This is a genomic window from Streptomyces sp. NPDC002265 (assembly GCF_040296125.1).
Classification (GTDB): Bacteria; Actinomycetota; Actinomycetes; order Streptomycetales; family Streptomycetaceae; genus Streptomyces.
On the sequence record NZ_JBEOWS010000030.1, the window covers coordinates 26279 to 46999 of the forward strand.

The window sequence follows — 20721 nt, forward strand, 5'->3', positions numbered from 1 at the left end:
GCGTCAGCCGCTCGCCTTCTTCGTCAGGTCGTAGAAGGTGGCCGAACCGACCGTCACCTTCTTGAAGTTGCTCTCGACCCACGAGGAGATCTGCGAGGCGGTGCCGTCGCTGCTGCCACCCATGCCACCGCCCATGCCACCGCCGGAGATGAAGTAGTGGATCCTTCCGTCCGCCACGTACTTCTTGAACTGCGCCAGCGTCGGGGACGGGTCGGTGCCGTTGAAGCCGCCGATCGCCATCACCGGCTCGCCGGTGGAGAGCTGGTAGCTCGCGGCGTTCTGGGAGCCGACGGACGCGGCGACCCAGGTGTACGAGCCGGCGTTCTTCTCCAGCAGCGCCTTCGCCTCGGAGGAGACGCTCGCGCCGTTCAGCAGGCCGCCGACGCCACCGCCGCCGCCCATGCCACCGCCCTCGAACGTCCCGCCGCCGGGGAAGCCGTTGCCGTTCTGCTGCCCCCGGCCCTGGCCCTGGCCCTGGCCCGGCATACCGCCGCCGGGGAAGCCGCCGGTGCCGCCGCCCGGGAAGCCGTTGCCGTTCTGGTTGGTGCCGTTGCCCTGCTGCCCCTGCGTGTTGCCGCCGCCGGGGAAGCCGCCGAAGCCGCCCCGGCCACCGCCACCGCCGCCACGACCCGGACCGCCGCCCATCATGCTCGCGCCGGCCGGACCGGCGGTGACGATGGAGCCGGTGTGTCCCTCCTGGAGCGTGCTGAGGGTGTACGCCGTCGGGCCGGCCAGCGCCGCCACGACGCTCACGGCCGCCGCCGCGAGGGCCGTCCGGCGGGGCACGCGGCCCGCGAAGACCAGACCGAGCGCACCGGCCAGGCCGCCGACCAGGACCAGCCACTTCAGCCACGGCAGATAGTCCGAGGTGCGGTTGAGCAGGACGTAGCCCCACACCGCGGCCGCCACCGCCGAGGCCGCGAGGGCGACCGACACCCAGGTCCGCTCGCGCCGCTCCCACAGCAGGCCCGCGCCCATGCCGGTCACCGCCGCCAGGTACGGGGCGAGCGCCACCGTGTAGTACTGGTGGAAGATGCCCGCCATGTAGCTGAAGACGGCCATGGTCATCAGCAGCGAGCCGCCCCAGACCAGCAGCGACCCACGGGTCACGGACGTCCGCGGGAGCCTGCGCGTGGCCACCAGACCCGCGACCAGCAGGACCAGCGCGGCCGGCAGCAGCCAGGAGACCTGGCCGCCGACCTCGGAATTGAACATCCGGTCCCAGCCGGTCTCGCCCCACTGCCCGGTGCCGCCACCGCCGCCACCGCCGCCGACGCTGCCGGTCTCGTCGCCGCTGAGGCGGCCCAGGCCGTTGTAGCCGAAGGTCAGTTCCAGGAAGCTGTTGTTCTGCGAACCGCCGATGTAGGGGCGGGAGGACGCCGGCCACAGCTCGACGATCGCCACCCACCAGCCGCCGGAGACGATCAGCGCGCCGGTCGCCAGGGCGAGCTGCCCGAGCCGCTTCTTCAGCGCCACCGGAGCACAGACGGCGTAGACGATCGCCAGCGGCGGCAGGATCAGTAAGGCCTGGAGGGTCTTGGCGAGGAAGGCGAAGCCGATCGCCGCGCCGGCCCACAGCAGCCACTTCGTCCGCCCGTCCTCCAGGGCGCGCACGACGAGGTGACAGGCGACGGCCATCAGCAGCGCCAGCATGGCGTCCGGGTTGTTGAACCGGAACATCAGCGCCGCGACGGGCGTGAGCGCCAGCACGGCGCCCGCGATCAGACCGGCGGCGGGGCTGAACCGGCGGCGCACGGACGCGTACACGACGGCGACGGTGGCGACGCCCATCAGCACCTCGGGGACGAGGATCGCCCACGAGTTCAGGCCGAAGATCCGCACCGCCAGCTCCATCGGCCACAGCGAGGCCGGGGGCTTGTCGACGGTGATGGCGTTGCCCGCGTCCAGCGAGCCGAAGAAGAACGCCTTCCAGCTCTTGCTGCCGGCCTGGACGGCCGCGGAGTAGAAGGAGTTGGCGTAACCGGAGGAGCTCAGGTTGTACAGGTAGAGCAGCCCGGTCGCCAGCAGCAGGCCGAGGAAGGCCGGGCGCGCCCAGCGGGGGTCCTCGGGGCGGCCGCGCCACAGTCTCCGTACGAAGGGCTGCTTCGGCTCGCCGCCCTCGGGGGCGGGCGCAGCACCGGCGGCCGCATCCGCGGGCGGGGCGGCGGCCGGGTCCACGGGCGGGGCGGTCGGGGGCGGCCCCCAGGTCGGGGGAGCGCCTTCCCGGCCGGTCGTCGGGTCGGCCGTCGGGTCAGCCGTCGGGTCGGCCGTCGGGTCAGCCGTCGGGTCAGCCGTCGGGTCGGCCGTCCGGTCGTAGTCGATGGTCATCGGGAGTCCCCCGGGTCGGTGTCGTAGGGGCGCATCGGCTGGAGCCGCATGGTCGCGTCCCGCCAGGTGCCGTCCGCGGCTTCACCGGCGCGGAACAGGGTCGGGTCGTCGTACAGGGCCGGGTCGTACGGAGCGGAGTACGGCTGCTGCTGTTCCGGCCGGCGCTGGGGCAGCGGGGCGTACGGGCCGCCGGAGTGCTGCGCGGCCTGCGCCGTGGCGTAGACCGGGGCGGACGGGGTGTGGGAGGCGACGACCGTCGAGCGGGCGTCGGCCTCGCGCCGGTCCGGGAACACCCAGGCGCGGAAGAGCAGGAAGCGCAGCACGGTCGCCGCGAGGTTGGCGGCGATCAGCACCGCGAGTTCGGTGGAGTGCGCCGGGTCGGCCGTCGCCGCGCCCAGGGCGGCCAGCGAGCCACTGGTCAGCGCGAGGCCGATGCCGAAGACGACCAGGCCCTGCGCCTGGTGCCGGACGGCGCCGCCGCGGCCGCGCACCCCGAAGGTCAGGCGCCGGTTGGCGGCCGTGTTGGCGATCGCCGAGACCAGCAGCGCGAGCGCGTTGGCGGTCTGCGAACCGCCGAAGGTGCGGAAGGCGCTGTAGAGCAGCAGGTAGAACAGGGTCGACAGACCGCCGACGACACAGAACCCGACGAGCTGGCGGGCCAGTCCCCTGGGCACGTCCGCGAGGTCACGGTCGCGCGGGTCGTCGCCGAACGGCCGGGTCAGCCGGTCCAGCGGGAGCGAGCCGGTGGCCAGGGCCTTGCCCACCCGCCACACGCCCTTCAGGTCGTCGGTCGCCGTCTTCACGATGTGCACCGTGGAGTCGGGGTCGTCGACCCAGTCGACGGGCACCTCGTGGATCCGCAGCCCGGCGCGCTCGGCGAGCACCAGCATCTCGGTGTCGAAGAACCAGCCGGTGTCCTCCACCAGCGGCAGCAGCACCTGGGCGACATCGCGGCGGATCGCCTTGAAACCGCACTGCGCGTCCGAGAAGCGGGCCTGGAGCGAACCGCGCAGGATCAGGTTGTACGAGCGGCTGATGAACTCGCGCTTGGCGCCGCGCACCACCCGCGAGCTGCGGGCCAGCCGCGACCCGATCGCGAGGTCCGAGTGGCCCGAGATCAGCGGGGCCACCAGCGGCAGCAGCGCGTTGAGGTCGGTGGACAGGTCCACGTCCATGTAGGCGAGGATCGGCGCGTCCGAGGCCGACCAGACGGTCCGCAGCGCCCGGCCGCGGCCCTTCTGCTCCAGCCGGAAGGCCTTCACCTCCGGCAGCTGCGCCGCCAGCCGCGAGGACACCTGCGGGGTCGTGTCCGTCGACGCGTTGTCCGCGATGGTGATGCGGAACGGGTACGGGAACGTGCGCTTGAGGTGTTCGTGCAGTCTGACGACGCACGGCTGGAGGTCCTTCTCCTCGTTGTAGACGGGGATCACTACGTCCAGGACCGGCGTACCGGCGGCCGCGGCCGGGAGGTGTTCCCGCGCCGGCAGGTTGCCGGGAGAAGAATCGGTTCGCATGACAACGACTGTTGTCAAGCGCCCTGTTGCACCCATGTGGTGGCACTGTGCTGAACCTGTGAGTCGAGTTGCCAGTTCGTTTCGGGCGCGGGGTGCGGAACGGACGGGCCGAGGGCGGGCAGATGCACGGTGAACACCGTGCGTCCGGGCACGCTGTCGACGGTCACGGCACCGCCGTGCGCGGTCGCCACGGCCTGCACGATGGCCAGGCCCAGACCGGTCGACCCGGTGGCGCGGGAACGCGCCGAGTCGCCGCGGGCGAACCGTTCGAAGACGTGCGGGAGCAGGTCCGACGGAATGCCCTGGCCGTTGTCCTGGACGTCCACGCACAGCCACGGCCCGCGCCGCTGCACCCGTGCGGTGACGGTCGTACCGGGCGGGGTGTGGGTACGCGCGTTCGCCAGCAGGTTGACCAGCACCTGTTGCAGCCGGGCCGCGTCCGCGGACACCAGCGCGGGCTCGTCGGGCAGCTCCAGCCGCCAGACGTGGTCCCGGCCCGCCGCGCGGGCGTCGCTGATGGTGTCGACCACGAGCGGTACGAGGTCGGTCTGCTCGAACTGCAGCGGCCGGCCCGCGTCCAGGCGGGCGAGCAGCAGCAGGTCCTCGACCAGCAGCGTCATCCGGCCCGCCTCGGACTCGATGCGGTGCAGCGCGTGCCGGGTGTCGGGCCCGACCTGCTCGCGTCCGCGCCGGGTGAGCTCGGCGTAGCCGCGGATGGAGGCCAGCGGGGTGCGCAGCTCGTGGCTGGCGTCCGCGACGAACTGCCGTACCCGCATCTCGCTCTGCTGGCGGGCGTGCAGGGCGCCGTGGACGTGGTTCAGCATCCGGTTCAGCGCGGCGCCGACCTGTCCGACCTCGGTGTGCGGATCGGTCTCGGCCTCGGGGACCCGCTCGCTGAGGTTGACCTCGCCGGTGTGCAGGGGCAGTTCGGAGACCCGGGTGGCGGTGGCGGCGACCTTGCGCAGCGGGCGGGTGGCCACGCCGACGAGGACGTAACCGGCGATGCCTGCGGCGAAGAGACCGGCCGCGGTGATGCTCACCTCGACCAGGACGAGGGTGTTGATGGTGTTGGTGACGTCGGTGGTCGGCAGCGCGACGTAGAACGCGTCACCGCTCTCGTTCGTCTTGTACTCGACGCGATACTCGCCGAGTCCGGGGATGTCCACGGAGTGCGCGCTGCCGTCCCGGGGCGCCGAGCCCAGCGCGGCCTTCTGCGCCGTACTGAGACCGGGGGCGCGCATCCCCTTGTAGTTGCCGTAGCTGTCCTTCTTCGACTGGGTGCGGACCGCGGTGGTGACCGTGCCGTTCTCCACGGAAGCGGCTATGGTGCCGGGCTGTGTGGGGCCCTGTGTGGCGAAGCTGACGACCTTGTCGCTGCCCGACACGTCGTCCCGCGAGGCCCCGGCCGGCCCCTCCGTGACCCCGACCGGCCCCTGGGCGGCGCCGGGGTTCGTGGCGCCCGGCGGCGCATGACCGCCCGCGAGGCGCATGCCGGAGTCGTGCACCTTGCCGTCCAGCTGCTCGTACAGATGCGAGCGCAGCGCCAGGGTCGTCACCGTGCCGATCACGGTGCACACCACGGCGATCAGCGCCACCGCCGAGATCACCAGCCGTGACCGCAGGGTCCGCGGGGTGCGCTGCCTCTTCTGCTTCTGTCGCTGTCTCTGCCTGCTCATCGCGCTGCCTTCACCGAAGCGTCCGCAAGGGTCTCGGGGTCGTTGCGCCAGGGCTCACGACCGGATGGAGCCGGGGGCTCACGACCGGATGGAGGAGCGACCCGGGGGCGCTCCTCCATGACAGGGCGGCAGGCACGAGGACCGACGGCCCGCCGGTCACCGGACCTCAGCCGGCCGGTTTGATCAGGTACCCGGCACCGCGCCGGGTGTGGATCATCGGCTCACGACCGGCGTCGATCTTGCGTCGCAGGTACGAGATGTACAGCTCGACCACGTTGGCCTGGCCGCCGAAGTCGTACGACCACACGCGGTCCAGGATCTGGGCCTTGCTGAGCACGCGACGGGGATTGCGCATGAGGAAGCGCAGCAGCTCGAACTCGGTGGCGGTCAGGTGGATGCCGTCCCCGGCCCGGGACACCTCGTGGCTGTCCTCGTCGAGGGTGAGATCGCCGACGACGAGCACGGAGTCCGAGCGCCGGTCGGCGGCACCGGAACGGCGGATCAGTCCGCGCAGCCGCGCCACGACCTCTTCGAGGCTGAACGGCTTGGTGACGTAGTCGTCGCCGCCGGCGGTGAGTCCGGCGATCCGGTCCTCGACCGCATCCTTGGCGGTGAGGAACAGCACCGGCACGTCGGGCAGTTCACGGCGCAGCCGGCCCAGGACGGTCAGCCCGTCCATGTCGGGCAGCATCATGTCCAGGACCACCGCGTCCGGCCGGAACTCGCGGGCGGTCTGGATCGCGCCCGTCCCGTCACCCGCGCTGCGGATCTGCCAGCCCTCGTAACGCAGGGCCATGGACAGGAGTTCGGTGATCGACAACTCGTCGTCCACCACAAGCACGCGGACGGGGCTCCCGTCCGGCCTCAGCAGTTCGGTGCGCCCCTGGGGCGAGGTCGTGGTCATGGTGGACACCATGTCCGGGTCCTCTGAGAGCACGCTTTCACTAATCTGTGATTTCCCTAAGAAACTCACAGGAGCCTCTCAGGGAAGACTTGGGTGATTCCTTGCCTGACATCGGCCCGGGAGTGCCGGAGCCGGTGCCGGGCGGCCGCGGCGGAGCGGAGAGCGCTTACCGAAAGGGCTCCCGAGCATCCAACTCCGCCCTCGTACCGCCCACTTCGCCGTGCCCGGGTCAGAAGAGCCCGTCCTGCACACCCGGCTCCCGCCGGAACCTGCGTACCGGCACGGTGAGTTCGGGTACGGAACCCTCCGCCGGGAGGAGCTCCCACCCGGTCATCAGCCGGGTGTCGAGCACCACCACGGCCCCGTCCTCGGACGCGCCGGCCAGATGCAGATCGGGCCCGGCCGCGGCCACCAGCTCCCCTCGCACCACACCCCCGGCGACCAGCTCCCGCACCGCCGCACCGGCGGCGGGCAGCCCGGCGAGCCCGAAGACGCGGACATGGTCGACGGGGTCGAGGGGCTCGCGCGTCAGCGACTCAGGCCACCCGTCGAGCGCCACCGCCCGGGCGTGCAGCGCCACGATCTCGGCCGCCCGCTCGTCCTGCGTGCCGGGCAGCTCGGAGCGCACCGCGCGCTTGTCGGCGTACGGGATCCGGTCGGGCACCCCGAGCGCGGCGCGCAGCAGCTCCTCGGCCCGCCGCGCGGCCATCAACGGCCCGGTGCCGAGCCAGCTGAAACAGACGGCGCCCTGCTCCAGCAGCCGGGCCGGTCCCCGCTCCAGGGCCGTGATGCCGACCTTGACCATGCCGGGCCCGAACCACGCCAGATAGACGTGGTACGGCCGCGGGTCGTCCGCGACGGTGTCGGCGGCCACGGAGTGCGCCCGGTCCATCCGCGCACACTCCTCGCACCGGGCTCCCGTACTGCGCCCCGGGACGACCGCCCGCGCCGCGCACGGATGCCCGCGCGCCCCCACACACGTCCGCACACCCCCGTCCACGATCCGGAAGGCGACCTGCTTCCCCCACGACAGCGCACTGCACCGCCCGCCGTCCCATCGCAGCACGGGACCGTCCGCCGACCACCGCAGTCCCGAGCACTTCCATGCCTGTGTCATCGCCTTCGAGCGTAGGCGCAGCCACCGACAGCCGGCCGGAGCATCGGCGTCCGGGCCGCACCCCCGGTCTCAGCCGCCGCCGGAGGTCCCGTCCCGGCGGTCGAAGTCCGCCCAGGCCTGCCGTTGGATCTCCTCGGGGTCGGCGAGGAGCTCGTCCAGGGACTCCGCCGGTCCCGGCGGGGGTGCGAGCGCCCTGAGGAGGGCGTCGTAGAGGTACGCGCACGCCTGCGCCTCGGTGGCGAACCGCTCCATCACGCTGTCCCGGGAACGCTGGCGCAGCCCTACGGCCCAGGCGTCGGCCTCGCGCTCCAGGAAGTAGAAGGCGTCCGGCTGGACGGACACCTCGTGGACACCGGGGATGTCGTAGAACGCGTCCGGGACGCCCGCCTCGCGAAGCCTTCCGACGAGGTCCGCACGGTCCATCGGGTCCGTCCCGTCGTCTGCCCCGGACGGCCGCCGGCCGGACAGGTCCAGGGCCACCTCGCGGGGGATGTCATCGGCGCAGGTTCACTTCTTCGAGTTTCTTCGCCTCGATGAGCTTGGGGATCGTCAGGTCGGAGAAGTACTGGAGGCCCAGACCGGGCTGCCCGAACCAGGGCCTGATCGGGCCCGCGTGGACCTCGAACGGATCGACGACCCGGTAGAGGTGATAGCTGAACGGATAGGCCGCGACATAGGTGTCGAGATTGCTCGGCGGGATCGCGCGCTTGGCGTACGGCGTGCCCGCGGGGGCGAGGAAGTTGCCGAAGCCGCTGCCGAAGATGTCGACCAGCCGGCCCTTGCGGAGCGTCGTCAGATGCTCGACCGGTTTGCCGTTCCTCAGCACGAAGCCGTTGTTGTCCGGGTACCACCAGCCGGACTTCCCGGTCTGCGGATCCGTCTGCCAGTAGCACCCGAGGAACCAGTACGAGGAGACGTGGTCCGTGCGGCGGTAACCCCTCAGCATCTGGCCGAGCGCACCCGTCCGCGGTAGAACCGTCGGCCCCAGCCGCCAGTCGTCGCGGAAGTAGGGCCCGAACTGCGTGGTGGGTGCGGAGTTGGTCCCGCGGCTGCGGTGCTCGGTCGGGCAGTGGACCCCGGTCCCCACACGGGCGGTGTCCGTGTAGGCCGTGGCCGGCGAGATGCCGATCAGCAGGAGGAGCGACGCGATGCCGCTCCCCAGGAAGGCGCGCAGTACGCGCATCCGGTGTCCCTTCTCTTCCGGCGCCGGCCAGGCGCCGTCCGGGGGCGGGCGGCCGGTCGTGGTGACCGGCCGCCGGCCTCGTCGTGTGACAGGGCCCAGTTGACGCGCGCCGGGTGCACGAGGGGCGAAGGCCCGGCGGTCAGTCACCCGCACAGATGAAAGGACAAGCCCGATCAGCCGAAGACCGGACCCGTCCGCCCGCGCGACACCCGCCCCCGAAAACGCCCGGCCACCTGAACGGCGGCACGGGCTGGACGGCCTCTTTTGGATCTTCGTCCCCGGGGCCCCGCCTCGGCCCAGTGGACGCGATCGGCAGCCTGCTGCTCCTCGGCGGCCCGCTCCTCAGTTCCGGTCACTGCCCTTGCAGCCGACCGCTGACGGTACGTCGTGGCACAACTGGTCCTGGTGGGACTGGACCTCACCCCCGCCCAGGACAATCATCAAGATCAAAACGGCCATCACGGCCTGGGCGACAACCGTCACGACGGCGTCGACCCGCGCGGCTGTCACGGCCGCCGCGACGGCGACGGCTCCGACCCCGCCGGCGGCGGCCAGATAGCCCCACAAGGAGTCGGTCGTGACGGTCTCCTGCGGGTCGAGATGGAAACCGGAGAGGAACCAGAGTCCGAAGATCACCGCCAGGGCGATCAGCTCCAGGAGCACGAGACCGCACCCGGCTGCGATGTCGGCACCGCGGTCCGCACCGCGCCGCTGCCGGGGGCCGGTGGTGGCGTCGAAGGCCGGAGGGGCAACGGGTAAATCCATACCCGCCACCTTGCCCACACGCGCAAGACGGCACATGAGTACGGGTACTCAGCTCGGCACCGGTCCCGCGCCGGCCCTTCGGAGCGGTTGCCGTCAACCACTGCCGTCAACGCAAAAGCCAGAGGCCCCGCGGATCACTCCGCGGGGCCTCTGGTCCGATGTGCACTCGGCAGGATTCGAACCTGCAACCTTCTGATCCGTAGTCAGATGCTCTATCCGTTAAGCTACGAGTGCTTGTCTTTTGTTGTTTCTGTCTTCGCTCCCGGCCCTTCCGGCCCGCTCGCGGCGACAGGAAGAACATTACATGACTGCCGCCGACATGTGAAATCCGTTAGCCGCACCCCTTGTGACCTGCGCAAACGTCTTTTGGGGCGATCCTGGAGCCACCCGGGGACCGCACGGGAGTCACGGGGAACAGCCAGGAAATCCGCCGGAGATCCGTCGGGAGAACGACGAAGCCCCGGTCCAGTGGACCGGGGCTTCGTCATCGCGCGGAGGCGGAGGGATTTGAACCCTCGATGGGCTTTAAGGCCCAAACCGCATTAGCAGTGCGGCGCCATAGACCGGACTAGGCGACGCCTCCAGCACAACCGCTCACGCGAGCGCGAGTGGTGCGTGCAGATGATGACACAGACGACGGCCGCGTCACCAATCGGCCTCCACGGTACTAGGCGGGGACGCCGTAGGGCAAAGGCTTACCCCCCGGTGCGGCGGACGCGCAACGTGGCACCTCGTACCGCGTTAGTCAGGTCATGTCGCAGGTCACCTCCGGCCCTCTGCGCCGGCTCGCCGCCACCGCCTCCCTCGCCACCGCCTCCCTCGCCACCGCCTGCCTCGCCGCAGCCGGCTCGCTGTCCGCCGCGCCCACGGCCGCCTACGCCGGGAGCGCCCCGGTCGCGGCCGTGAGCGCCCGGATCATGCCGCCGCCCCTGCGCGACGAGGACCGGGCGGACGGCGACCGCCTCACCGTCACCGTCCGCGGCGCGGGCGGCGCCGCGGACGGGACGTACGAACTGCGCTGTCACCCGGACGGCGGCAGTCACCCCGACCCGCAGGACGCCTGTCTGGCGGTGGAGCGCAACACCCGCTGGGGCACCGAGACCTTCGCACCCGTGCCCGGGGACAGCATCTGCACCCTGCAGTACGGCGGCCCGGCCACGGCCCGGGTCACCGGGACCTGGGCCGGACGGCCCGTCGACGCGACCTTCGACCGCGGCGACGGGTGCCGGATCGCCCGCTGGGACCGGTTCGTACCGTTGCTTCCCGACCTGCGCCGATAGCGGCTCGCGGGAGGTCAGGGGCGGGGAAGGTCCCGCACAGGGGCCTCCCGGCGAAGGCAACGGTCCCGTAGAGGTCCCGCGAAGGTCCCGCGCAGCCGGGGAGCCCGATCAAGCCCTCCGTGTCACTTGGTCGTGCGAGCTCCCTCTCATCCGGCGCCGCGGGAGCGATCCGAGCCCTTAGAATCCCTCGCGTGACACGTCGCGGGCAGGTTGGCAATATGGCCCGGGCGGTCGGCAAGGTGCGGTAACAGGGAGGAAGCGTCTCGTGAGCAGCAGGCCATCCCGAGGCGCTGCTCGCCTCGCAGCCATACTGGACGCGCTGCCCGATGCGTTGGTGCTGGTCAACGCGAACGGGACGGTCGTCAACGCAAACACCATCGCCCTGGAGGCCTTCGAGTCTCCGGGCACCGCCCTCGTCGGGCGCGGGCTGCTCGATCTGCTGCCGCAGTTCGACTCCAAGCTGATCCCGGGCTCCATGCGGCGGCCCGACCACATGGACCCGGCCGGGCGGACCAAGCCGACCCGCATGATCGCCAGGCGGACGGACGGGGCCGAGTTCCCCGTCGAGGTCACCAGCGCCAACCTGGAGAACGGCCAGCAGGCCTACGACGGCCAGGGCTACACGGGCGACGAGCTGCTGATGCTCGTCGTACGCGATCTTTCCGGCACCGTCGACACCGAGGCCGAGCTGGCCCGTTCGCAGCGGCAGACCGAGATGATCCTGCGGGCCGCGTCCGAGGGCGTGGTGGGCACGGACACCGACGGCCGCATCGTCCTGGTGAACCCGGCCGCCGCCCAGATCCTGGGCTACCGGGCCAGCGACCTCGGCGGCAAGAAGCTGCACGACCTCGTGCTGCACTCGCGCGCCGACGGCTCGCACTTCGCGTACGACGAGTCGCCGCTCGCCGACACCCTGCGCTCCGGGCGCAAGCACCGGGTGCGCGGGCAGGTGCTGTGGTCCAAGACCGACGACAAGGTCTCGGTCGACCTGACCACGGCGCCGGTGCGCGACGGCGACCAGCTCGTCGGCGCGGTGATGACCTTCAACGACCGGCGGCAGTACGACCTGCTCGCCGAGGAGAAGGAGACTTCCGACAAGCAGCACGCCGAGGAGCTGGAGCGGCTCTCCGAGGAACACGCCTCCGACCTGACCGCCCTGCGCCAGAAGCACGTCGCCGAGCTGGAGGAGCTGACCGAGCGGCACGAGGAGGAGCTCGCGGCGAACGAGGAGCGCTACGCCGCGCTCGGCGAGCGGGAGAAGGACCGCTACGAGGCGCTCGCCGCGCGTCACGACCAGCTGCTCACCCTGCTGGGCCGGTCGCTGCGCGGACCGCTGGACGAGCTGCGCCGGGAGCTGGCCGCGCTCGCCGCGGACGACGCCGGGCAGCTGTGGCCCGAGGCCAACCAGGTGCTCCACCATCTGTCGGCGGGCTACTCGCGTATCACCACCCTCATCGACAACGTCCTCGGCTACCAGCTGCTCGACGCCGGCACCCAGACCGTCAACCGCACGAACGTCATGCTCGACGCCGTCGTCACCGCCGGTGTCGACGGGGCCGTGGAGCTGATCGGGCCCGGCCGGGTGCAGTTCGCCGTGCACGCGCCGCCGATCGAGGCCGAGGTCGACGCGCGGCTGCTGGCGACCGCGCTCGCGCATCTCGTCGCGGACGTCGCGGGCGTCGACGCCACCGGCAACGCGCCGGTGTCGGCGGGCGGTTACATGGACAACACCGTCGTCGTGGCGGCGGCGCAGCGCGGCGAGGTCGTACGGATCGAGGTGCGCGGCCCGTACGCCGGGGGCGACCCGGTGCACGAGCCGATCGTGCGCGGGATCGTGCGCGCCCACGGCGGTGTGCTCCAGACGCACGAGGTGCCGGGCATGAGCGGCAGCGCGTACGTCCTGGAGGTGCCGCTCGGGGACGGGGCGGGGACGGTGCCCTCCCAGGCCCTGGAGCTCGCCCAGGCGCCGGCCCCCTATGCCCTGGAAGGCCCGGCCGGACCGACCTCCTACGCCTTGGAGGCCCCGGCCGGCGCCGACCTCGGCAACGACGGCAACGGGTCCGCCCAGGGCTCCGGCGGCGGGCGCGGGCGGCGGGCCCGCCGGTCCTCCGTGGACGCCTTCCTGGAGAGCGAGGTGCCGGGCGAGTCCGGTGCCGGCGAGGCGGAGACCGGGTCGCCGCCCGGACGCAGGCGCAGGCGGGCGGCGGCCGCCGCAGAGGAGCCGGTGGCCGCGCCCGTCGAGGCCGGGGAGGTCTCCGGCGGGACGGGACGGCGTCGGGGACGGCCCGCCGAGACCGCGGCCGCGGGTCAGGACGCGGCCGAGGGTGCCGTCGTCATGGCCGACGAGAACGCCGCGGGGACCGCCGCCGCGGGCACCGGACTGGGCGGGACCGTTCCGCCGCAGGGCGTGCCCGTCGGCGGGACCGTTCCGGCGCAGGGCGTGTCCGCGCCCGCCGGACGGCGTGCCCGGCGCGGCGCCGACGAGCAGCACGCGCTGCCGCCCGCCCTCCCCGCGGCCGTCGCCACGGACCACGAGGACGAAGCGGACGGCGACGAGGAGACCGGCGGGCGGCGCCGCCGTGCCCTGGCCGCCGCGGCCGAACGCGCCAGCCAGCAGGAGGCCGCCCCGCGCGCGGTCTTCGCGCTCCCGCCCGCCGAGGCGGACCGCGCCACCGACGGGGCGGCGCAAGGAGCCCAGGCGGGGCCGGTACCGGCGCTCGCCCAGGCGCCCGTGCCCGTGCCGTCGCCGGGCCCCCTGCCGCTTCCCTCGGGACCGGTTCCCGCGGGTGACGCGTCCGTCGCCCACGGCCGGCCCGACACCGCGCCCCACGACCACGCCGAGGACCACACCCCGCCTCAGCCGCACCCCACGACCGCGCCGACCGGGCGCCGTCGCCGGGCCGCCGGCCAGCCGGCGGACGCGGCCGCGGTGACGGGTGGCGTGCCGCAACTGGTTCCGCAGGTTCCCCAGCAGTCGGCCCCGCCGCAGCCGGGCGCCCCGCAGCCGGTTCCGGCCCAGGGCGTTCCCGCCCAGCCGCTGCCCGCGGAGACGGCCTCCGCCGCCTCCGCGGTGCAGATCCCGGCTCAGGTTCCGGCCGCCCAGCACCACGTCGCGTCCGCCACCCCGGCGGCCGGCACCCCGCTGCCGCCCGAGAACGCGCCCGTGCAGCCGCGCGCGGCACAGCCGTTGCCGGCCGAGGCCGCGCAGGCGGCGGCAGCCGTGGACCCGAACTCCACCCAGGGACGCGCGTTCAGCGTGCGGACGCTGGGCCAGGGTGTGCCGTTCACCCGGCAGGCCGCGCAGGTGCAGCAGCCGTCGGCGACCGCCACACCGCCCCCGCACGGGCCGAACGCCTCCGGCCGGCGCCGCAAGCTGGGCACCCCGCCCGACCCGGCCACGCGTCCGGAGCAGCCCGGCCGGCCGCAGCCGGGTGCCGAGCAGCCCGTCGCGACCCGGGCGGCCGCGCCGCAGGCTCCCGCGCCCAAGGCCGCCGCGCCGCAGCCCGCGGTCGCGCAGCCGTCGCTCGCGGGACAGTCCCGGCTCGCGCCGAACACCGAGGGTGCCGGACGGTCGTACGCCATAGGAGCACCGGACGAGAACGCCGCCGAAGGGCCCGAGCCGCTGGACGGTCCGGGCGGCGCGGTGGAGATCGCGGACATGCCGCGGCCGCAGCCGATGGACGACGAGCTGCCGCCGGAGCCGCTGGACAACCCGCGCCGGCTGCTCGTCTGGCCGGCCCCGGACGCCGCCACCCAGAAGGCGCTGAGCGACCGCGGCTACCGGCCCGTGATCGTGAACTCGCGCGAGGAGGTGGACGCGCAGATCGCCGCGTTCCCCGCGGCGCTGTTCGTCGACCCGCTGACCGGACCGATCACGCGTACGGCCCTGCAGTCGCTGCGGCAGGCGGCCGTGGCCGCCGAGGTGCCGGTGCTGGTCACCGCGGGACTCGGGCAGGCGACGCGCGAGGAGGCGTACGGCGCCGATCCCGCCGTACTGCTGAAGGCGCTCGCGCCCCGCGACAGCGAGCAGCACCCGCCGCGGGTCCTGCTCGTCGAGGAGCACGCGGAGATCGCGCTGGCGCTGACCTCGACGCTGGAGCGGCGCGGGATGCAGGTCGCGCGGGCGGCGAGCGACGCGGACGCGGTGGCGCTGGCGGGTCACTTCCGGCCGAACCTGGTCGTGATGGACCTGCTCCAGGTGCACCGGCGCCAGGCCGGGATCGTGGACTGGCTGCGGTCGAACGGGCAGCTCAACCGCACCCCGCTCGTGGTCTACACGGCCGCCGTGGGCCAGGCCGACCTGCCGCGCCTCGCGTCGGGCGAGACGGTGCTGTTCCTCGCGGAGCGGTCCACCAGCGACGAGGTGCAGGGCCGGATCGTGGACCTGCTGGCCCGCATCGGCACCAACTGAGCCCGGCCGGACGGCCGGTGCCGTCCGGCGCGGGCCCGTCGCCGCCGGACGGCGTGAGCCACCGCGGGCCCGTCGGGCGCGTCGCACGCTGAAGGCCCCGCCTCGCGCACACCGGTGGACCGGTGCCGCGGGGCGGGGCCTTCGGCTGCGCGACGGTCACGTGACGCCGCTGCGGCGGCCGGCGGTCAGAGCCTGGTGACGTCCAGCTCGCCGTCCGCGTACTGCCGGCGCAGCACCTTCTTGTCGAACTTGCCCACGCTGGTCTTGGGCACCGCCTCGATCAGCGTCCAGCGCTCGGGAAGCTGCCACTTGGCGATCCCGGCCTCGGCGGCGAGGAAGCCGCGCAGGGTGTCGAAGTCGACGGCCGAGCCCGCCTTCAGCACCACGGTGGCCAGCGGGCGCTCGCCCCACTTGTCGTCGGGGACGGCGACGACGGCCGCCTCGGCGACGTCCGGGTGGGACATCAGGGCGTTCTCCAGGTCGACCGAGGAGATCCACTCGCCGCCGGACTTGATGACGTCCTTGGCCCGGTCGGTGAGGGTGAGGAAGCCGTCCGGGCTGATGGTGCCGACGTCGCCCGTCTTCAGCCAGCCGTCCGCGCTGAACTTGTCGTCGGGGCGCAGGGGTTCGGCGTCCGGGCCGTTGTAGTAGGCGCCGGCGATCCAGGGACCGCGCACCTCCAGCTCGCCCGCGGACTCCCCGTCCCAGGGGAGGTGTTCGCCGGCGGGACCGGTCAGCCGGGCCTCGACGCTCGCCGGGAAGCGGCCCTGCGTGATCCGGTAGGCGAACTCCTGCGGCGTACCGACCGCGTGGGCCGGGGGACGGGCGACCGTGCCGAGCGGGGAGGTCTCCGTCATGCCCCAGGCGTGGCAGACCCGCATGCCCAGCTCGTCGAAGGCCTTCATGAGGGAGGGCGGACAGGCGGCGCCGCCGATGGTCACCTGGGTGAGGGAGCTGACGTCACGGGGCCTGGCGGTCAGCTCGCCGAGCAGGCCCTGCCAGATGGTGGGCACGGCGGCGGCATGGGTCGGGCGCTCGGACTCGATCATCTCGGCGAGCGGCGCGGGCTGAAGGAACCGGTCCGGCATCAGCATGTTGACGCCGGTCATGAAGGTCGCGTGCGGCAGACCCCAGGCGTTGACGTGGAACTGCGGGACCACGACCAGCGAGGTGTCCTCGTCAGTCAGGCCCATGGACTGGGTCATGTTGACCTGCATGGAGTGCAGGTAGATCGAGCGGTGGCTGTACACCACGCCCTTGGGGTCGCCGGTGGTACCGGAGGTGTAGCACATGGCGGCCGCCCGGCGTTCGTCCAGTTCCGGCCAGTCGTACGTGGTCGGCTTCCCGGCGATCAGGTCCTCGTACTCGTGCACCTGGACGGAGGTCGCGCCCGCGAGCAGGGTGCGGTCGCCCGGTCCGGAGACGACGACGTGCTCGAGCGTCCCGAGGTGCGGCAGGAGCGGGGCCAGCAGGGGCAGCAGCGAACCGTTGGCGATCACGACCTTGTCGGCCGCGTGGTTCACGATCCAGGCCAGCTGCTCGGCGGGCAGCCGGAGGTTGAGGGTGTGCAGGACCGCGCCCATGGAGGGGATCGCGAAGTACGCCTCGACGTGATCGGCGTTGTTCCACATGAGCGTGGCCACACGATCGTCGCCCGCCACTCCGAGGTCGTCGCGCAGGGCGTGCGCCAGCTGGGCCGCACGGGCGCCGACCTCGGCGTAGGAGCGGCGCTCGGGCCGCTCCTCACCGGTCCAGGTGATCACCTGCGAGGAGCCGTGGATCGTCGACCCATGGGTCAGGATCCTCGAGATCAGCAGCGGTACGTCCTGCATGGTGCTCAGCACGGCGTCCTCCTCGGCAACATTGCCTGGCGGTGGCGGTGGTAAAGGTTGCGCTGATTCTGCGCACATACCACGCGGTATGTCACTAGGCCCGGTTGATCGATCACGTCACTCGGTGCCTCGACGCCTTCCCCAGGCCTCCGTTGGACCTCCGCCCGGCCTCCGCCGGACCTCCACAGACCGGATCGCTAGCGCACGAGCCCGAGTTCGGGATCCTCGCGCAGCCTGCCGAGGGCCCGCGAGACCGCCGACTTCACCGTGCCGACCGAGACCCCGAGCACCTCGGCCGTCTGGACCTCGCTCAGATCCTCGTAGTACCGCAGGACGACCATCGCCCGCTGCCGGTCGGGCAGCTTCATGATCGCCCGCCACATCGCGTCGTGCAGCGCCTGCCGCTCGGCCGGGTCGTCTCCCCCGCCGGGCACGGGCTCCGGCTCGGGCAGCTCCTCGCACGAGAACTCGTCGACCTTGCGCTTGCGCCACTGCGAGGTACGGGTGTTCACCAGCGCCCGGCGCACATAGCCGTCGAGCGCCCGGTGGTCCTCGATCCGCTCCCAGGCGGCGTACGTCTTGGTGAGCGCGGTCTGCAGCAGGTCCTCGGCGTCGCTCGGGTTCGCGGTCAGCGACCGGGCGGTCCGCAGCAGCACCGGCTGACGGGCCCGTACGTACGACGAGAACGACGGGTAGACCGGGGTCCCGACGGCCGGACGCAGCCGGGACTGCGGGCGGGTCTGCCTCGGTGGAGCAGCGGCGGTGGAAGCGCTGGTGCAGACGGGTGTGGTCATGGCTCCACGCTATGAGCGACCCGCGCCCGGGCGGATCGGCCGCAGGTCCCGAAGGGGTGTCCGCCTCAGGTTGTAGGGGTGGGGCCGGCCCCACCTCCTGAAGGTGGAGCCGCGCCCGGGGTCCACTGCGGGATGACCCCTGGGGGCTCAGCCGTCCGCGGCCAGGACCAGCGCCGACGTCGGCACCCCGGTGCCCGCGGTCACCAGGGCCCGGCGGGCGCCGGGTACCCGGTTCACGGCCGTGCCGCGCAGCTGGCGTACGGCTTCCGCGATGCCGTTCATCCCGTGGAGGTAGGCCTCTCCGAGCTGCCCGCCGTGGGTGTTGAGCGGCAGCCGCCGCCCGGCCACGAAGTCCGCGGCCTCCCCCCGCGCGCAGAAGCCGAACTCCTCCAGCTGCATCAGCACGAACGGGGTGAAGTGGTCGTACAGGATGCCCACGTCGATGTCGGCGGGACCGAGTCCGGACGTCCGCCACAGCTGGCGGGCCACCACGCCCATCTCCGGCAGCCCCGTCAGGTCGTCGCGGTAGAAGCTGGTCATCTGCTCCTGGGCGCGGCCGGCGCCCTGCGCGGCCGCCGCGACGACGGTCGGCGGGTGCGGCAGATCGCGGGCCCGCTCCACCGAGGTGACGACGAGGGCCTGCCCGCCGTCCGTCTCCTGGCAGCAGTCCAGCAGGCGCAGCGGCTCGACGATCCACCGGGAGGCGGCGTGGTCGGCGAGGGTGATGGGCCTGCCGTGGAAGTACGCCGCCGGGTTGGTCGCGGCGTACTCGCGGTCCACCACGGCCACCTGTCCGAAGGCCTCCGGAGTCAGTCCGTACGTGTGCAGATAGCGCTGGGCCGCCATCGCCACCCAGGAGGCGGGAGTGAGCAGGCCGAACGGCAGCGCCCAGCCGAGCGCCACGCCCTCGGCCGACGGCTCCCGGTGCTGGACCCCCGAGCCGAAGCGGCGCCCCGAGCGCTCGTTGAAGGCCCGGTAGCAGACGACCACCTCCGCGACCCCCGCCGCCACGGCGAGCGCGGCCTGCTGGACGGTCGCGCAGGCCGCTCCGCCGCCGTAGTGCACCCGGGAGAAGAAGGACAGCTCGCCTATCCCGCAGGCCTGGGCGACCGTGATCTCCGGGCTGGTGTCCATCGTGAAGGTGACCAGCCCGTCCACGTCGGCCGGTGTCAGCCCGGCGTCCGCCAGGGCCGCCCGCACCGCCTCCGCGGCCAGCCGCAGTTCGCTGCGGCCCGAGTCCTTGGAGAACTCCGTGGCCCCGATGCCGACGATCGCCGCGCGCCCGCCGAGAGCGTCCCGCCCGCGCACGCTCATGCCGTGCCTCCCGGGCCGTCGGTCGTACCCGTGGCGGGCAGGGTGAGGGTGACCGTGCCGGTGACATGGCGGCCGATGCCGTTCGTCCCGGTCACCCGGACCGTTACGGTGCCGCCGTCGACCTCCTCCACCCTGCCGGTCAGCACCATCGTGTCCCCGGGGTAGTTGGGTGCGCCCAGCCGGATGGCCACCCCGCGGAGCACGGCCGAGGGGCCGAAGTGGTCCGTGATGTACCTGCCGACCAGGCCGTTGGTGGTGAGGATGTTCATGAAGATGTCGGGGGAGCCCTTGTCCCGGGCCAGTTCGGGATCGTGGTGCACGTCCTGGTAGTCGCGGGAGGCGACGGCCCCGGCGACGATCAGCGTGCGGGTGATTTCGATCTCCAGCGGCGGCAGCCGGGTCCCGGCCGTCACGTCCTCCGGCGGCGGATTCATGCGGCCTCCTCCGCGGCGCGGAAGACCGGCAGCACCGACTCCCCGTCGTAGGTGTGGAACACGAGCCGCACCGGCATCCCGATGCGCACCTTGTCGTACGGCACCCCGATCACGTTGCTGACCATCCGCACCCCCTCGGCCAGTTCGATCAGCCCGACCGCGTAGGGACCCGCCGGGCCGGGACCGCCCTCGGGCGGCGAGAAGGCCGGGAAGCGGGGGTGGTGCATCACGACGTACGAGTACACCGTGCCCGCGCCGCTCGCCTCGACGGTGTCCCAGTCCGGGCAGCCGCAGGCGTTGCAGCCCGGCAGCCACGGATGGCGCAGGGTGGCACAGCCGGTGCAGCGCTGGATGAGCAGCCGGTGGCGCGCCACGCCCTCCCAGAAGCCGGCGTTGTCGCGGTTGACCACCGGGCGGGGGCGGGGCGGTCTCGGCTGCTGCCGTACGGGCGCGTACTTGAGGATGCGGAAGCGGTGGGTCCCGGCGAGCTCGGCGCCCGCGCGCACGTCCATCCGGGTCGTGACGAAGTACCCGGAGCCCAGGCTGGTCGTCTTGCGTGCCGACACCGACTCGATCACCACGTCGAAGGTGATCTCGTCACCCGGGCGCAGCGGGCGCAGGTACTCCTGCTCGCTGTCGGTGGCGACCACCGAGGTGCAGCCCGCCTCGTCGAGCAGCGCGAGCAGTTCGTCGTACGCCTGCGTCCGGCCCCCGCGTCCGGCCCGCTCCGCCTGACCCGCCTGATCCGCCTGATCCGCGTGCCCGGTCAGGCCGCCCATGGTCCACACCTGGAGCATGGTGGCCGGGGCGACGGCGCCGGGCCCCCGGTACGCCGGACCGGTGTCGCCCATCGCCTCGCACCAGTGCCGGATCATCGGCGCGTTGACGGGGTCCTTGCCGACCCCGCCGACCACGGCGGCCCGTCCCTCGTACGCCTTCAGCCGCTCGTCCCACTCGTCGCCCACCGCCCGCCACCGCCCCTCGCCGATCCGTAGCGCCCCGATCTCCGAAGATTTCTGACTGTCCGTCAGATAGTGTCGACTGTCAAGGAGTCGGTACCGGCCGGCGCAGGGGGTGCCTGCCGGGAACGGCCGCGCGGCGGCGCCGAAGCACCGCCGCACAGTCGTGTCGCACCCCATGGAACGCCCGCGCAAGGGACCCCGAGGGGC

General features: G+C 73.0%; 15 protein-coding genes and 2 tRNA genes. 2 read left to right on the top strand and 15 right to left on the bottom strand.

Annotated features, from left to right (window positions below; genetic code table 11):
- Positions 1-3: 3 nt before the first annotated feature.
- The 10 genes from ABT085_RS08260 to ABT085_RS08305 all read right to left on the bottom strand — a co-directional run bounded on the left by ABT085_RS08260 (position 4) and on the right by ABT085_RS08305 (position 10070).
- A complete protein-coding gene (locus tag ABT085_RS08260) occupies positions 4-2328 on the bottom strand; it encodes a glycosyltransferase family 39 protein (RefSeq protein WP_502982686.1) in 2325 nt (774 codons plus the stop codon).
- The gene (locus tag ABT085_RS08265) at positions 2325-3842 is read right to left on the bottom strand and encodes a bifunctional glycosyltransferase family 2/GtrA family protein (protein ID WP_351603487.1); all 1518 of its coding nucleotides are present in this window, start codon (positions 3840-3842) and stop codon (positions 2325-2327) included. Before ABT085_RS08265 ends, ABT085_RS08260 begins: the two co-directional genes overlap by 4 nt.
- 14 nt (positions 3843-3856) lie before the next feature.
- Positions 3857-5518 (bottom strand): sensor histidine kinase, encoded by a 1662-nt coding sequence (locus ABT085_RS08270; RefSeq protein ID WP_351603489.1) that lies wholly within the window; start codon positions 5516-5518, stop codon positions 3857-3859.
- A 166-nt stretch (positions 5519-5684) separates the two neighbouring features.
- Complete coding sequence (locus ABT085_RS08275) at positions 5685-6422, bottom strand: response regulator transcription factor (RefSeq protein ID WP_351603491.1); 738 nt, start codon at positions 6420-6422, stop codon at positions 5685-5687.
- A 229-nt stretch (positions 6423-6651) separates the two neighbouring features.
- Positions 6652-7539 (bottom strand): DUF2797 domain-containing protein, encoded by an 888-nt coding sequence (locus ABT085_RS08280; RefSeq protein WP_351603493.1) that lies wholly within the window; start codon positions 7537-7539, stop codon positions 6652-6654.
- Between the two features lie 69 nt (positions 7540-7608).
- Complete coding sequence (locus ABT085_RS08285) at positions 7609-7962, bottom strand: hypothetical protein (protein WP_351603495.1); 354 nt, start codon at positions 7960-7962, stop codon at positions 7609-7611.
- 70 nt (positions 7963-8032) lie between these two features.
- A complete protein-coding gene (locus ABT085_RS08290) occupies positions 8033-8722 on the bottom strand; it encodes a TNT domain-containing protein (protein ID WP_351603497.1) in 690 nt (229 codons plus the stop codon).
- Positions 8723-9064: 342 nt separating this feature from the next.
- Positions 9065-9487 (bottom strand): DUF6234 family protein, encoded by a 423-nt coding sequence (locus ABT085_RS08295; RefSeq protein WP_351603499.1) that lies wholly within the window; start codon positions 9485-9487, stop codon positions 9065-9067.
- Between the two features lie 161 nt (positions 9488-9648).
- Positions 9649-9721, bottom strand: a tRNA-Arg gene (locus ABT085_RS08300).
- A 258-nt stretch (positions 9722-9979) separates the two neighbouring features.
- A tRNA-Ser gene (locus ABT085_RS08305) sits at positions 9980-10070 on the bottom strand.
- 169 nt (positions 10071-10239) lie between these two features.
- Between ABT085_RS08305 and ABT085_RS08310 the strand changes: the two genes are divergently transcribed.
- Both ABT085_RS08310 and ABT085_RS08315 read left to right on the top strand, forming a co-directional pair.
- Complete coding sequence (locus ABT085_RS08310; RefSeq protein ID WP_351603503.1) at positions 10240-10767, top strand: SSI family serine proteinase inhibitor; 528 nt, start codon at positions 10240-10242, stop codon at positions 10765-10767.
- Between the two features lie 265 nt (positions 10768-11032).
- Entirely contained in the window at positions 11033-15178 is a 4146-nt protein-coding gene (locus tag ABT085_RS08315) for a PAS domain-containing protein (protein WP_351603505.1), read from the top strand.
- Between the two features lie 185 nt (positions 15179-15363).
- Here ABT085_RS08315 and ABT085_RS08320 read toward each other — a convergent pair whose 3' ends face one another.
- The 5 genes from ABT085_RS08320 to ABT085_RS08340 all read right to left on the bottom strand — a co-directional run bounded on the left by ABT085_RS08320 (position 15364) and on the right by ABT085_RS08340 (position 20517).
- Entirely contained in the window at positions 15364-17022 is a 1659-nt protein-coding gene (locus tag ABT085_RS08320) for a long-chain fatty acid--CoA ligase (RefSeq protein ID WP_351603507.1), read from the bottom strand.
- A 185-nt stretch (positions 17023-17207) separates the two neighbouring features.
- Positions 17208-17804, bottom strand: a complete 597-nt coding sequence (locus ABT085_RS08325; protein WP_351603509.1) for a SigE family RNA polymerase sigma factor — start codon at positions 17802-17804, stop codon at positions 17208-17210.
- A 147-nt stretch (positions 17805-17951) separates the two neighbouring features.
- A complete protein-coding gene (locus ABT085_RS08330) occupies positions 17952-19118 on the bottom strand; it encodes a lipid-transfer protein (protein ID WP_351603511.1) in 1167 nt (388 codons plus the stop codon).
- A complete protein-coding gene (locus ABT085_RS08335) occupies positions 19115-19531 on the bottom strand; it encodes a MaoC family dehydratase (protein WP_351603525.1) in 417 nt (138 codons plus the stop codon). Before ABT085_RS08335 ends, ABT085_RS08330 begins: the two co-directional genes overlap by 4 nt.
- Before the next feature lie 17 nt (positions 19532-19548).
- Entirely contained in the window at positions 19549-20517 is a 969-nt protein-coding gene (locus ABT085_RS08340; RefSeq protein ID WP_351603513.1) for a bifunctional MaoC family dehydratase N-terminal/OB-fold nucleic acid binding domain-containing protein, read from the bottom strand.
- Positions 20518-20721 lie beyond the last annotated feature (204 nt).

What these genes read in the sequence shown, in the direction of transcription:
- ABT085_RS08260 (WP_502982686.1), bottom strand. Translation starts at nt 2,328, where the DNA reads ATGACCATCGACTACGACCGGACGGCCGACCCGACGGCTGACCCGACG.
- ABT085_RS08265 (WP_351603487.1), bottom strand. Translation starts at nt 3,842, where the DNA reads ATGCGAACCGATTCTTCTCCCGGCAACCTGCCGGCGCGGGAACACCTC.
- ABT085_RS08270 (WP_351603489.1), bottom strand. Translation starts at nt 5,518, where the DNA reads ATGAGCAGGCAGAGACAGCGACAGAAGCAGAAGAGGCAGCGCACCCCG.
- ABT085_RS08275 (WP_351603491.1), bottom strand. Translation starts at nt 6,422, where the DNA reads ATGACCACGACCTCGCCCCAGGGGCGCACCGAACTGCTGAGGCCGGAC.
- ABT085_RS08280 (WP_351603493.1), bottom strand. Translation starts at nt 7,539, where the DNA reads ATGACACAGGCATGGAAGTGCTCGGGACTGCGGTGGTCGGCGGACGGT.
- ABT085_RS08285 (WP_351603495.1), bottom strand. Translation starts at nt 7,962, where the DNA reads ATGGACCGTGCGGACCTCGTCGGAAGGCTTCGCGAGGCGGGCGTCCCG.
- ABT085_RS08290 (WP_351603497.1), bottom strand. Translation starts at nt 8,722, where the DNA reads ATGCGCGTACTGCGCGCCTTCCTGGGGAGCGGCATCGCGTCGCTCCTC.
- ABT085_RS08295 (WP_351603499.1), bottom strand. Translation starts at nt 9,487, where the DNA reads ATGGATTTACCCGTTGCCCCTCCGGCCTTCGACGCCACCACCGGCCCC.
- ABT085_RS08310 (WP_351603503.1), top strand. Translation starts at nt 10,240, where the DNA reads ATGTCGCAGGTCACCTCCGGCCCTCTGCGCCGGCTCGCCGCCACCGCC.
- ABT085_RS08325 (WP_351603509.1), bottom strand. Translation starts at nt 17,804, where the DNA reads ATGACCACACCCGTCTGCACCAGCGCTTCCACCGCCGCTGCTCCACCG.
- ABT085_RS08330 (WP_351603511.1), bottom strand. Translation starts at nt 19,118, where the DNA reads ATGAGCGTGCGCGGGCGGGACGCTCTCGGCGGGCGCGCGGCGATCGTC.